This is a genomic window from Bacteroides sp. D55t1_190419_B8, assembly GCF_015558905.1.
Taxonomy (GTDB): domain Bacteria; phylum Bacteroidota; class Bacteroidia; order Bacteroidales; family Bacteroidaceae; genus Bacteroides; species Bacteroides vicugnae.
In genome coordinates, this window is record NZ_JADMOU010000005.1 from 77,939 (window position 1) to 92,323 (window position 14,385).

General features: G+C 42.4%; 10 protein-coding genes, 1 tRNA gene and 1 pseudogene. 9 read left to right on the top strand and 3 right to left on the bottom strand.

The window, feature by feature from the left end; genetic code table 11:
* Positions 1-14: 14 nt before the first annotated feature.
* Positions 15-1,364: an MATE family efflux transporter gene (locus I2I13_RS06325; RefSeq protein ID WP_195649122.1), complete on the bottom strand. Its 1,350-nt coding sequence runs from the start codon at positions 1,362-1,364 to the stop codon at positions 15-17.
* A gap of 105 nt (positions 1,365-1,469) precedes the next feature.
* Between I2I13_RS06325 and lysS the strand changes: the two genes are divergently transcribed.
* From lysS to I2I13_RS06340, 3 genes are all read left to right on the top strand, one after another.
* A complete protein-coding gene (gene lysS / locus I2I13_RS06330) occupies positions 1,470-3,200 on the top strand; it encodes a lysine--tRNA ligase (protein ID WP_195649123.1) in 1,731 nt (576 codons plus the stop codon).
* Positions 3,201-3,288: 88 nt separating this feature from the next.
* Positions 3,289-4,284, top strand: coding sequence for an NAD(P)H-dependent glycerol-3-phosphate dehydrogenase (locus I2I13_RS06335; RefSeq protein WP_148365204.1), 996 nt, complete (start codon positions 3,289-3,291; stop codon positions 4,282-4,284).
* Between the two features lie 18 nt (positions 4,285-4,302).
* Entirely contained in the window at positions 4,303-5,640 is a 1,338-nt protein-coding gene (locus I2I13_RS06340; protein ID WP_004299377.1) for a glucose-6-phosphate isomerase, read from the top strand.
* A 99-nt stretch (positions 5,641-5,739) separates the two neighbouring features.
* Here the strand turns inward: I2I13_RS06340 and I2I13_RS06345 are convergent, their stop codons facing one another.
* Complete coding sequence (locus tag I2I13_RS06345; RefSeq protein ID WP_195649124.1) at positions 5,740-6,246, bottom strand: DUF5035 domain-containing protein; 507 nt, start codon at positions 6,244-6,246, stop codon at positions 5,740-5,742.
* Positions 6,247-6,436: 190 nt separating this feature from the next.
* Here I2I13_RS06345 and I2I13_RS06350 point away from each other — a divergent pair, with 190 nt between their 5' ends.
* The 4 genes and pseudogenes from I2I13_RS06350 to I2I13_RS06365 all read left to right on the top strand — a co-directional run bounded on the left by I2I13_RS06350 (position 6,437) and on the right by I2I13_RS06365 (position 11,993).
* Entirely contained in the window at positions 6,437-7,246 is an 810-nt protein-coding gene (locus I2I13_RS06350) for a hypothetical protein (protein WP_195649125.1), read from the top strand.
* A 36-nt stretch (positions 7,247-7,282) separates the two neighbouring features.
* Complete coding sequence (locus I2I13_RS06355; RefSeq protein WP_004312359.1) at positions 7,283-7,966, top strand: HAD family hydrolase; 684 nt, start codon at positions 7,283-7,285, stop codon at positions 7,964-7,966.
* A gap of 119 nt (positions 7,967-8,085) precedes the next feature.
* A pseudogene (locus tag I2I13_RS06360) lies at positions 8,086-10,941 on the top strand (bifunctional fucokinase/fucose-1-phosphate guanylyltransferase); the annotation flags it as partial.
* A gap of 731 nt (positions 10,942-11,672) precedes the next feature.
* Entirely contained in the window at positions 11,673-11,993 is a 321-nt protein-coding gene (locus I2I13_RS06365) for a hypothetical protein (protein ID WP_229128578.1), read from the top strand.
* A gap of 263 nt (positions 11,994-12,256) precedes the next feature.
* Here I2I13_RS06365 and I2I13_RS06370 read toward each other — a convergent pair.
* Positions 12,257-12,329, bottom strand: a tRNA-Arg gene (locus I2I13_RS06370).
* A 221-nt stretch (positions 12,330-12,550) separates the two neighbouring features.
* Here I2I13_RS06370 and asnA point away from each other — a divergent pair.
* Positions 12,551-13,588 carry an aspartate--ammonia ligase gene (gene asnA / locus I2I13_RS06375; protein WP_074559127.1) on the top strand — a complete coding sequence of 346 codons (1,038 nt, stop codon included), beginning with the start codon at positions 12,551-12,553 and terminating at the stop codon, positions 13,586-13,588.
* A gap of 6 nt (positions 13,589-13,594) precedes the next feature.
* Positions 13,595-14,257 (top strand): uracil-DNA glycosylase, encoded by a 663-nt coding sequence (ung, locus tag I2I13_RS06380; protein WP_074638686.1) that lies wholly within the window; start codon positions 13,595-13,597, stop codon positions 14,255-14,257.
* The last annotated feature ends 128 nt before the right edge of the window (positions 14,258-14,385 follow it).

Here is a 14,385-nt window from a genome sequence, read left to right on the forward strand (position 1 = left end):
TACTATCCTATGTATTAAGCTACTTTCTTAAACTGCCGGAACTGCCACCACAACATACCTCCGGATATAAGACTAGCCGCCAAATCTGCCACAGGCATACTGGCCCAAACGCCTATTTGTCCATAATAATGAGGCAAAATCAACAAACAGGGAACCAGAAATAACATCTGCCGCGTCAGCGACAAGAAAATGGCTTTACTTGCCATTCCGATACTCTGGAAGAAGTTGGAAGCTACCATCTGAAAACCAACAATCGGGTAGAAAAATACCACAATACGAAAACCTTTAGAAGCAATATTGATTAATTCTTCGTCCGAAGTAAAGATGGAAGATACGATTTCCGGAATGAACATACCTATCAGGAAACCAATCGTCGTCACTACAGTCGCACAGCAAATGGTTGCTTTCAGCACTTTCGTCACACGGGGATAGAGCTTCGCACCAAAATTATATCCCGCAATAGGCTGCATCCCCTGATTCAATCCCAACACAATCATAATAAAGACAAAGACGATGCGATTGACAATACCGAATGCACCGATTGCCAAATCACCTCCATATTCTTTCAACCCCTGATTAATCAGAATCACAATAAAACAAGAAGCCATATTCATCAGGAAGGGAGACATACCGATAGCCAATGAATCCAGCACGATTTTCCGTTTCAAACGGAAAATACCTTTTTTCAACCGTATCAGTTGGTCTTTGCGGCAGAACAAATGAAGCTGCCAGACCAATGCGATCAACTGTGCACAAACCGTAGCCGTAGCCGCCCCACGGATTCCCCAGTCGAATACAAAAATAAACAATGGCGCAAGCAATATATTGATTATCACTGTCGTTATTGTTGCCATCATCGCTTTCTGCGGATGGCCCGAAGCACGAAGCACCGCATTCAGTCCCAGATATAAATGGGTAACCACATTTCCGAGCAAGATAACCTGCATAAATTCACGGGCATATTTCACCGTTTCATCGCTTCCCCCGAAAAAGTAAAGTATCGGATCGAGAAAAGGAAGAACGATTACCGTAAAAGAGATACCTATAATAAGGTTTAAAACAAACACATTTCCCAAAACCCGCTGTGCGGTATCATAATCTTTTTGTCCCAGCTTCACCGAAATCAATGTAGCCGCACCGACACCGACCAGCGAGCCGAAAGCCGCGGCAAGATTCATTAGCGGGAAAGTTAACGCCAATCCGGAAATAGCCATCGCACCCACCCCGTGACCGATGAAAATACTATCTACCATATTGTAAAGAGAAGACGCCGTCATGGCGATAATTGCCGGAATGGCATACTGCATTAAAAGCTTCCCAATCTTTTCCGTACCCAACGCAGTGGGTGTCTTTTGTCCTGTCATACCTATTAGTTTGAGGCGGCAAAGATACAAAAAAGAGATGGATTACAGGATATATGAGAAAAGTTTCGTATTTTTGCCTCCAAAATTGAGTTAATACGTAACGAAATGAATATATTAGAACTAAGTGAACAGGAAATCATTCGACGCAACAGCCTGAATGAGCTTCGTGCGATGGGTATTGATCCGTACCCAGCAGCAGAGTATGTAACCAATGCTTTCTCTACAGATATTAAAGCTGAATTTAAAGACGATGAGGAGCCACGCCAAGTTTCCGTAGCCGGTCGTATCATGAGCCGCCGCGTGATGGGTAAAGCATCTTTCGTTGAATTGCAAGACTCTAAAGGTCGCATTCAGGTGTACATCACCCGCGATGATATCTGCCCGGGAGAAGACAAGGAACTGTACAACTCTGTATTCAAACGCCTGCTCGACTTAGGTGACTTTATCGGTATCGAAGGTTTCGTGTTCCGCACGCAGATGGGTGAAATCAGTATCCATGCTAAGAAGCTGACTGTACTTGCAAAGTCTATCAAACCGTTGCCTATCGTTAAGTACAAAGACGGGGTAGCTTATGACTCTTTTGAAGATCCCGAACTCCGTTATCGCCAACGCTATGTGGACCTGGTAGTGAACGACGGTATCAAAGAAACATTCCTGAAACGTGCCACTGTGGTGAAAACATTGCGCAATGCTTTGGACGAAGCCGGTTATACGGAAGTGGAAACTCCGATTCTGCAATCTATTGCCGGTGGAGCAAGCGCACGCCCGTTCATCACTCACCATAACTCACTGGATATGGATCTTTACCTACGTATCGCAACAGAACTTTATCTGAAGAGACTGATTGTAGGTGGTTTTGAAGGTGTATATGAAATAGGTAAAAACTTCCGTAACGAGGGTATGGACAAAACCCATAACCCGGAGTTCACTTGTATGGAACTCTACGTACAATATAAGGATTACAACTGGATGATGAATTTCACCGAAAAGTTGTTGGAACGTATTTGTATCGCAGTGAACGGTAGCACAGAAACAGTGGTTGACGGAAAAACCATCAACTTCAAAGCTCCTTACCGCCGTCTGCCTATTCTGGATGCCATCAAAGAGAAGACTGGATATGACCTGAACGGCAAGAGCGAAGAGGAAATCCGTCAAGTCTGCAAGGAACTGAAGATGGAAGAAATCGACGAGACGATGGGTAAAGGCAAGCTGATTGATGAAATCTTCGGAGAATTCTGCGAAGGCACATATATCCAGCCGACTTTCATCACCGATTATCCGGTTGAAATGTCTCCTCTGACCAAGATGCACCGCTCTAAACCGGGACTGACCGAACGTTTCGAACTGATGGTGAACGGTAAAGAGCTGGCTAATGCCTACTCGGAATTGAACGATCCGCTGGATCAGGAAGAACGTTTCAAAGAGCAGATGCGTTTGGCCGACAAAGGAGACGACGAAGCGATGATTATCGATCAGGACTTCCTGCGCGCTTTACAATATGGTATGCCTCCTACATCGGGTATCGGTATCGGTATCGACCGTCTGGTGATGTTAATGACCGGACAGACTACCATTCAGGAAGTATTGTTCTTCCCGCAAATGCGCCCGGAAAAAGTAGTGAAAAAAGACGCTGCTGCCAGATACATGGAATTGGGAATCGCAGAAGACTGGGTTCCGGTAATTCAAAAAGCCGGTTACAACACAGTTGCCGACATGAAAGATGTCAATCCGCAGAAGCTACACCAGGATATCTGTGGCATTAACAAGAAATATAAATTAGAACTGACCAATCCGTCCGTAAACGACGTGACCGAGTGGATAAATAAACTTAAATAAATTAAGAATGAAGAATTAAGAATGGAGAATCGTTTCGGCTTTTCATTCATAATTCTTCATTCTTCATTCTTAATTTTTAATTAAACAAATGAAACTACCCGGTAAGATAGCGATAATGGGCGGAGGAAGCTGGGCCACAGCCATCGCAAAGATGTGTCTGGCGCAGGAAGATTCTATTAATTGGTATATGCGACGAGACGACCGCATTGCCGATTTTAAACGATTAGGACATAATCCGGCCTATTTGACAGGGGTGAAATTCGACACAAAGCGTATCAACTTCAGTTCCAATATCAATGATATTGTGAAAGAATCCGATACACTGATTTTTGTCACCCCCTCGCCTTATCTGAAAGCACATCTGAAAAAGCTGAAAATGAAGATTAAGGATAAGTTCATTATCACCGCTATCAAAGGAATCGTACCCGATGACAACGTTATTGTATCGGAATACTTCACAAAAGAATATGGTGTGCCACCAGAAAACATAGCAGTCCTTGCAGGTCCCTGCCACGCAGAAGAAGTGGCTTTGGAACGCCTCTCCTACCTGACTATCGCCTGCCCTGATAAAGACAAAGCACGTATCTTCGCACGTCGTCTGGGAAGCAGCTTCATCAAAACATCTGTCAGTGATGACGTGGCGGGTATCGAATACAGTTCGGTACTCAAAAACGTGTATGCCATTGCTGCCGGTATCTGTAGCGGACTGAAATATGGCGATAACTTCCAAGCTGTATTGATCTCTAACGCCATTCAGGAGATGAACCGTTTCCTGAACACGGTGCATCCGTTGAACAGAAACGTGGATGAATCTGTTTATCTGGGGGATTTATTGGTGACCGGTTACTCCAACTTCAGCCGTAACCGGACTTTCGGAACGATGATAGGTAAAGGGTATTCCGTGAAGAGTGCGCAAATTGAAATGGAAATGATTGCGGAAGGTTACTATGGTACGAAATGTATCAAAGAAATCAATAAGCATCATCATGTCAATATGCCGATACTGGACGCCGTGTACAACATCCTGTACGAACGCATCTCACCAATGATCGAGATTAAATTGCTGACTGACTCTTTTAGATAATCTTTAAACAAGAACGATATGATTAGTTTAAACATTGAAAAGACATTTGGATTTATCTCCAAAGAAAAGGTTTTTGCTTACGAAGCTGAAGTAAAAGCCGCACAGGAAATGCTTGAAAAAGGTACAGGCAAAGGTAATGACTTTTTAGGATGGTTGCATTTGCCTTCTTCTATCACTAAAGAACACTTGGCCGACCTGAACGCTACAGCAAAAGTATTAAGAGATAACTGTGAAGTAGTAATCGTTGCCGGTATCGGTGGCAGCTATCTGGGTGCCCGTGCCGTAATCGAAGCTTTGTCTAACAGCTTCACTTGGCTACAGGAAAAGAAAACGGCTCCTGTCATGATCTATGCAGGACACAATATCAGCGAAGATTATCTGTATGAACTGACTGAATATCTGAAAGATAAGAAATTCGGTGTCATCAATATTTCTAAATCAGGAACTACTACGGAAACTGCTCTTGCTTTCCGTTTACTGAAAAAGCAATGCGAAGATCAGCGCGGCAAAGAAACTGCAAAGAAAGTAATCGTTGCAGTGACGGATGCAAAGAAAGGTGCTGCCCGTGTTACAGCTGACAAAGAAGGATATAAAACATTTATCATCCCTGACAACGTAGGCGGACGTTTCTCTGTACTGACTCCGGTTGGTTTGCTGCCTATCGCAGTAGCCGGATTCGATATCGACAAACTGGTTGCCGGTGCTGCCGATATGGAAAAAGTATGCGGATCGGACGTTGCATTTGCTGAAAACCCGGCTGCTATTTATGCTGCTACCCGCAATGAGTTGTACAGAAATGGCAAGAAGATCGAAATCCTCGTTAACTTCTGCCCGAAACTGCACTATGTAAGCGAATGGTGGAAACAGCTTTACGGAGAATCGGAAGGAAAAGATAATAAGGGTATCTTCCCCGCATCGGTAGATTTCTCGACAGATCTTCATTCTATGGGTCAATGGATTCAGGAAGGCGAACGTTCTATCTTCGAAACTGTGATTTCAGTAGAGAAGGTTAACCACAAACTGGAAGTTCCTTCTGACGAAGCAAATCTGGACGGCTTGAATTTCTTAGCCGGCAAACGTGTGGACGAAGTAAACAAGATGGCCGAACTGGGAACACAACTGGCTCACGTAGACGGTGGTGTACCTAATATGCGCATCGTACTTCCGGAATTGAGCGAATACAACATCGGTGGTCTGCTCTATTTCTTCGAAAAGGCTTGTGGTATCAGCGGTTATTTGCTGGGCGTGAACCCATTCAACCAACCGGGTGTGGAAGCATACAAAAAGAATATGTTTGCCTTGCTGGACAAACCGGGTTATGAAGAGGAATCCAAAGCAATCCGTGCAAAACTATAAATCAAGAACGTTTTATAAACGGTAAACTATAAACAATGAACGGTGAACAACTATGCTATATGCATGGATTTGTTCACCGTTCATTATTTATTATTACTCTTATTTATCATCTTCGGCTTTCGTCTTCAAGCCGATTTCTTCCTGTGCTCCTTCACATTCGGCTTTGGAAGAAAGATAGAACTCTAATTTTACATCACCGTTCTTATCGACTTGTTTAATGGTCGCCATAACCATAATTCTGGCCTTTGACACCCCATCCTTAAAACGGAGCTGTCCTTTCTCCACATCCGTCAAGTTTCCCTCCGTAGATACTTCTGTTTGCTCATAAAAGAGTTTAGTATCCACTTCATCGTCATTCTGAAGTTTAAAGGTTTTCAGTTCTGCCCCATTTCCATCCAAAAGCAGAAAGGCTTTCACTTCATCTCCCACTTTCAAGGCCGGCAACTCCTCCCTCTGATTCGCATAGTCCTTTTCACCGGAACTGGTATTTTCACCGTCCGATTCGATCTTTGCATAAAGCTTTTCTATCTTGATAACAGGACTTTCTCCACTATCAGAGCAGGCACCTAAAAACAATGGTAGCAACAATAATACTCTCTTTTTCATGCTATCGTCGAGTTTATAACGTTACAAAAATACACATATTCCTCTAAACAGCAAATAATTATATAGTTAATCGCTTGGGAGCATCATTTACAACTATCTTCCTTTTCTAACTTATCTCTCATTTTTTATCGTTATCTTTGCCTCGTATACAGTTGTAGATGAAGCGAATCAAACTTAAAAAACAAATAGAATGGCAGGAAATTTATTAAAGAAGTCCAATGGACTCATGCTACTATGTAGCATATCATTGCTAATGATAGTCATGACCGGTTGTCAGGAAGCCAAACTCAAAACTGTGATCGGGATAGCCAACAAACAGTGCCCGCTGGACATGGGGGAAGTCGGCAAGATTACCAGCATCATCTACGACGGAGATAACGTAGTGTACACTCTCAACATGAACGAGGAAATTACCAATATTAAGATATTGAAAGATAATCCGGAAAGCATGAAATCATCGATCAAAATGATGTTTCAGAATCCGGCTGCTGATGTAAAGGAAATGCTGAAGTTGATGGCTAAGTGTAATTCCGGATTACACATGATATTTGTAGGAAATAAGTCGGGCGAACAAGCGGTTTGCGAACTTACTGCCGAAGAATTGAAAGAGGTGATCAACACAAATGCCGACCCGGCACAAAGCGGACAGACAAAGCTTGAAGCGCAATTGAAAATGGCGAATCTGCAATTTCCAATGCAGGCCAGTGAAGAGGTCATTGTCGAAAAGATCGAAGTCATAGGTGAATCGGTTGTTTATATATGCAGTGTGGACGAAAAGTTGTGTCCTATCAGCCAGATTGAAGAAAACGCAGCAGAAGTGAAAGAGGGTATTGTGTCAACGCTGGCAAGTCAGACCGATCCTGCCACCCAGATATTCATAAAAACCTGTGTGGAGAACAATAAAAACATTGCTTACAGATATATCGGTAAGGATTCCGGAAAACAATATGATGTGATTATCCCCCAGTCCGATCTAAAGAAAATGATTATAGAAAAATAAAATATTATCTTAAAAAGATTCCGCAACGTACAAAGTATGAAAAAGAAACTGAAAGCCGTCCTGTTTGACATGGACGGCGTACTTTTTGACTCTATGCCTTACCATTCGGAAGCCTGGCATAAAGTAATGAAATCTCATGGGCTCACTCTTAGTCGCGAAGAAGCATATATGCATGAAGGACGGACAGGAGCCTCAACAATCAATATTGTTTTTCAACGTGAATTGGGTAGAGAAGCCACACAAGAGGAAATAGAAAGTATCTATCAGGAGAAAAGTGTTTTGTTCAATTCATATCCTGAAGCAAAGCCTATGCCCGGTGCATGGGAGTTGCTGCAAAAAGTGAAGAAGGACGGTCTGATTCCGATGGTGGTCACCGGTTCCGGTCAGTTATCCCTGCTCGAACGGTTGGAACACCACTATCCGGGAATGTTTCACAAAGAACTGATGGTTACAGCGTTCGATGTAAAATATGGCAAACCCAATCCCGAGCCGTATCTGATGGCTTTGAAAAAAGGAGGGATCAAAGCGGATGAAGCTGTTGTTGTAGAAAACGCTCCGTTAGGAGTGGAAGCCGGACACAACGCGGGTATTTTCACCATAGCAGTCAATACGGGTCCTTTGAACGGGCAAGTGTTGCTGGATGCCGGGGCTGATTTATTATTTCCATCCATGCAGGCACTTAATGACACCTGGGACATGATGACTGAAAATGACATCTAAAAGCTGAAAAGAAAATTTATTCTTCAAAACAGGAGAGAAATATTGAAAAGCAGGAATATAAATAGTATTTTTACGGGAGTTTAATTCGCTTAGATTCTATCTAAGCCAACGCAGATTCTACTATGCAAAAGTTATTATCTTTACCACCCAATTTGATCCATTGCTTCCACGAACTGGAAGAAGTTAACCATACCGATTGGTTTTGTACATCAGACCCCATAGGGAGCAAACTAGGCTCCGGCGGCGGAACTACATGGTTATTGCAAGCTTGCCATCAGGCATTCGCTCCACAAGAGTCTTTCAGCAACTGGATAGGACATGAAAAAAGAATATTGCTCCATGCAGGCGGACAAAGCCGTCGGCTACCCAGCTACGGCCCTTCCGGCAAAATATTAACTCCTATCCCGATCTTCAGTTGGGAAAGAGGACAAAAGCTGGGACAGAATCTGTTGTCATTGCAGCTCCCGCTCTATGAAAGGATTATGAATCAGGCTCCGGCCGGTCTGAATACGCTGATTGCTAGCGGAGATGTATATATCCGTTCGGAAAAACCGCTTCAGGATATTCCGAACGCAGACGTAGTATGCTACGGGCTGTGGGTGAATCCGTCATTGGCAACTCATCATGGCGTGTTTGTTTCCGACCGGAAAAAACCGGAGGTACTCGACTTCATGTTGCAGAAACCTTCTCTGGAAGAGTTGGAAGGATTGTCGAAAACTCATCTTTTCCTGATGGATATCGGTATCTGGATTTTGAGTGACCGCGCCATAGAAGTATTGATGAAACGGTCGTTGAAAAAAGGTACGAAGGATATTACTTATTATGACTTATACTCGGACTATGGTTTGGCTTTGGGAGAGCATCCTAAAACGGAAGATGAAGAAATCAATCAGTTGTCCGTAGCTATATTGCCGTTGCCGGGTGGAGAATTCTATCATTACGGCACAAGTCACGAACTGATTTCTTCTACTTTAGCCATACAGGATAAGGTACGGGACCAAAGAAGAATCATGCACCGGAAAGTAAAGCCGAATCCGGCTATCTTTATACAGAATTCCATCACACAAATTTCTCTTTCTGCCGACAACGCCAATTTATGGATTGAGAATAGCCATGTGGGAAAGGAATGGAAATTAGGTTCCCGCCAGATTATTACAGGAGTTCCTGAAAATCAGTGGAGCATCAATTTGCCGGATGGGGTTTGCATCGACATTATTCCTATCGGTGAGAATGAGTTTGTTGCGCGTCCGTATGGATTGGATGATGTATTCAAAGGAGCGTTGGACAAAATAACGACTACTTATCTTAATATTCCTTTTACCCGTTGGATGGAAGATAGAGGAATTACCTGGGAGGATATAAAAGGGCGTACAGATGATTTACAATCGGCATCCATCTTCCCTAAAGTAGCTTCTGTGGAAGATTTAGGCATATTAGTACGCTGGATGACCTCGGAACCACGACTGGAAGAAGGGAAAAAACTTTGGTTGAAAGCAGAGAAAGTTTCTGCAGACGAAATATCCGCAAGCGCCAACCTCAAGCGTCTTTACGAACAACGCAATGCTTTCCGCAAGGAGAACTGGAAAGGACTGGCAGCCAATTATGAGAAGAGTGTGTTCTATCAACTCGATTTGCTGGATGCCGCAAATGAATTTGTACGTTTCAATTTAGATATGCCTGACGTATTGAAAGAAGATGCCGCCCCCATGTTACGGATACACAACCGGATGCTTCGTGCACGTATCATGAAACTACGTGAAAACAAGGATTGTGCCAAAGAGGAACAGGCAGCTTTTCAACTGCTTCGCGACGGTTTATTGGGGATAATGAGCGAACGTAAAAGTCATCCCATACTCAATGTTTATTCCGACCAAATCGTATGGGGACGCAGTCCTGTGCGTATTGATGTGGCCGGAGGATGGACAGACACACCTCCCTACTCTCTTTATTCAGGAGGAAGTGTTGTAAATCTTGCTATCGAGCTGAACGGCCAACCGCCGCTACAAGTATATGTGAAACCTTGCAAGGAATATCACATCACTCTTCGCTCTATCGACATGGGTGCAATGGAAGTGATAAGGAATTACGAGGAACTGCAAGATTATAAAAAGGTAGGTTCTCCATTCTCCATCCCGAAAGCCGCCCTTACATTGGCGGGCTTTGCACCGGCATTCTCTACGGAATCTTATCCTTCTTTAGCTAAACAGCTGGAAGATTTCGGTTCAGGAATCGAAATTACTCTACTGGCTGCTATTCCCGCAGGCTCTGGCTTGGGAACCAGTTCCATACTGGCATCTACCGTGCTCGGAGCAATCAATGATTTCTGCGGACTGGCTTGGGATAAAAATGATATATGCAGTTACACATTAGTATTAGAACAGCTCCTGACCACAGGAGGAGGTTGGCAAGATCAATATGGCGGTGTCTTTTCCGGTATTAAGTTGCTTCAATCCGAAGCAGGTTTCGAACAGAATCCGTTAGTACGCTGGTTACCCGATCAGCTCTTTGTTCATCCTGATTACCGCGACTGTCATCTGTTATATTATACGGGAATTACTCGTACTGCTAAAAGTATTTTGGCAGAGATTGTCAGTTCCATGTTCCTCAATTCCGGTCCGCATCTAAGTTTGCTGGCCGAAATGAAAGCTCATGCAATGGATATGAGTGAAGCTATTTTACGTAGTAATTTCGAAAGTTTCGGTCGTTTGGTCGGCAAAACCTGGATACAGAATCAGGCATTAGATTGCGGAACCAATCCACCGGCAGTAGCAGCCATTATTGAGAAAATCAAGGATTATACCCTGGGATACAAACTCCCCGGTGCAGGTGGCGGGGGGTATCTATATATGGTAGCAAAAGACCCGCAGGCAGCCGGACAAATCCGACGGATACTAACGGAACAAGCCCCTAATTCCCGTGCTCGTTTTGTAGAAATGACTCTTTCTGATAAGGGACTTCAGGTTTCAAGAAGCTAAAGAGAAAGCGTTACCATAAGGCAGGTCAATCATCCGGAATCATAAAAAATAAGCTTGGACAGATTCAAACGAAATGTCCAAGCTTTAATTTTTCAATGCCATAATGATCTGTTTTACATGTTGAGACTTGAAATAACTGTAAAGTAAATCACAATAATGATAAAACCAATAGCTCCGATAACCAGTGCAATACTAGCCCATTTCTTTTTTCTAGCTTCTTCCATTCTTATTTATATTTATTGGGATTAATATAATTTATCGTCAAATGTCTACATCTGGAAAGCTATGAACATACTACTACAGAATATCGTTCTTTACTTTTTCATATCTACAAAGTTAGCATTTCTCACAAGAAATATTTTATTTAAATCAACTTTTTCTTTCTATTTAGGCTAAATTATACAACTACATACAATAATAACTAACTGTGTTTGAGAAAATGCAAAGTAAAATACACAACTGACTATCCAAGGATTATTAATCTAAATATCAAGAATATGAAACATATTTATTTTATCCATTACCGCTTTTATATCATACAAAAACTGTACATTTGCACTATAAATAATCTCAATTGAATATACTGGACTAAAAAAAAGGATCAAAAACAAATAAAATATAAAGATGAAATTACTTAAACTATTATTCTTATCCGTCATCTTGCTATCCGCATGCAACGATGACTCAACAACACTCCGGAAACAGGAGAGCCCAAACAGATTATCGTAGAAATGGCCTCCAATGATTTTACAGATGTCTCCGGTACATATACTCTTGAAACCAATAAAGAATACTGTACTCGGGAAGACGGAAAATATAAGATATTATTGGTCAAAAGCGTATATAAAAATAAGGAGGGAAAGGAAAAGGATATTCTTACCTATGGTATTCTGGATGTAGCAAATAAAAAATACATCTGCCATACGGCCAATATAGATGTAGCCCAAAGACTTGAAAGAGACTGGGAATTTTATAATCAAATAACTAATCCGGATTTTCCGGATGACCCAAATAGACGATTAGTTTGTAACTCTTATACAAAGAAAGACTAATAACAGAACCTCTTACGAGATAAAAGAAAGAATACTAAGAATGAAATGCCCTCAAAAGTTATACAGATATGTGTACTAAGCTTTTCATTTTACTCTTTCTATTTTCTAGCCTGAATGTCAGCATGTTAGGTCTTCATTTACACCAACAATTAGCCAACAACGATCCATTTCAATGGACTTTAAGCTAGTTTTCCAGCCTTATTCACACAGGAGTAGAAACAGAAATCCCTCAATAATCAACTGATTATCAAGGGATTTTTCTGTGACCCCGGTGCGATTCAAACGCACGACCTTCAGAACCGGAATCTGACGCTCTATTCACTAAGCTACGGGGCCATTCTTTCTAAATGCGAGGACAAAAGTATAAAAAATCTTCTCATCTTCCTAATGATTCTCCTTTTTTTATAGTTCTTAAGGTACTTCCCTATATTAGGAGACTGTTATTTTGAAATGCTTTAGAGCATTTACTTTATCAAATTGACAATCTTTTAGACAATACCCATTACATATATCAATTTTATTCCTATCTTTGCCGACAATTAACATTTAACAAACCTATGAGTTACTTGATAAAACCTAAGAACTATAAGCCGCTACTCGACCTCAAACAGACCGAGCTGGGAATCAAGCAAATAAAAGAGTTCTTCCAATTAAACTTGTCATCCGAACTGCGCCTTAGACGTGTGACTGCCCCTCTTTTCGTATTGAAAGGAATGGGTATCAATGATGATTTGAACGGAATAGAACGACCTGTTTCTTTCCCGATCAAAGATCTGGGCGATGCGCAAGCCGAAGTGGTTCATTCATTGGCTAAATGGAAAAGGTTGACCTTAGCTGACTATCACATTGAACCGGGATATGGTATTTATACGGATATGAATGCAATCCGATCAGACGAAGAACTGGGCAACCTGCATTCTCTCTACGTAGACCAATGGGACTGGGAACGTGTCATCACCAATGAAGACCGGACTGTGAACTTCCTAAAGGAAATCGTCAACCGTATTTATGCGGCTATGATCCGCACAGAATATATGGTATATGAAATGTATCCGCAAATCAAACCTTGCCTGCCACAAAAGCTACATTTCATTCATTCAGAGGAATTGCGCCAGCTTTATCCGAACTTGGAACCTAAATGCCGCGAGCACGCCATCTGTCAGAAATACGGAGCTGTGTTTATCATAGGAATAGGCTGTCAACTTGGTGATGGCAAGAAGCACGACGGACGTGCACCAGACTACGATGACTACACCACCAAAGGACTGAACGACCTGCCCGGACTGAATGGCGACCTTCTGCTGTGGGACGATGTACTGCAACGCTCCATCGAATTGTCATCCATGGGAATCCGTGTAGATAAAGAAGCTTTGCAACGTCAGTTGAAAGAAGAAAAAGAAGAAAAAAGGCTGGAACTTTATTTCCACAAGCGATTGATGAATGACACTCTCCCTCTATCTATCGGAGGAGGTATCGGACAGTCCCGCCTGTGTATGTTCTACCTTCGCAAAGCTCACATCGGAGAAATACAAGCCAGTATCTGGCCCGAAGATATGCGCAAAGAATGTGAAGAACTTGATATACACCTTATATAATAGACTATGAACGTACAGATTGAAGAAAGCTGGAAAGCTCATTTAGAACCAGAATTCGACAAAGACTACTTTCGCACGCTGACCGATTTCGTCAAAAGCGAATATAGCCAGTATCAGATTTTCCCTCCGGGAAAACTGATCTTCAATGCTTTCAACCTTTGTCCTTTTGATAAAGTGAAAGTTGTGATTATAGGGCAGGATCCCTATCATGGACCGGGACAAGCACATGGCCTTTGTTTCTCTGTAAACGACGGGGTGCCTTTCCCTCCTTCATTAGTGAACATATTTAAAGAAATTAAAGCCGACATTGGCACTGATGCCCCTGCTACGGGAAATCTGACTCGCTGGGCAGAACAGGGAGTATTGTTGCTCAACGCTACGCTGACCGTACGTGCTCACCAAGCTGGTTCACACCAGAACCGTGGCTGGGAAACATTTACTGATGCTGCAATCCGTGCTTTGGCAGAAGAAAAAGAAAATCTGGTATTTATCCTGTGGGGATCATACGCTCAAAAGAAAGGAGCGTTTATCGACCGTAACAAACACCTGGTACTCACTTCCGCCCATCCCTCTCCTCTTTCTGCTTACAACGGCTTCTTTGGAAACAAACATTTCAGCCGTACAAACGATTATCTGAAAGCACACGGAGAAACGGAAATCAATTGGTAAATAAACATTGAGGCTCAAACATAAAAAAGGGACTGTCTTCAACTTGCCAGACAGTCCCTTTTTCAATCTCATTAAAGCACCCGAATTTAATACCCTGCACTTTATTCTTATTTTTTAATTCTCAATTC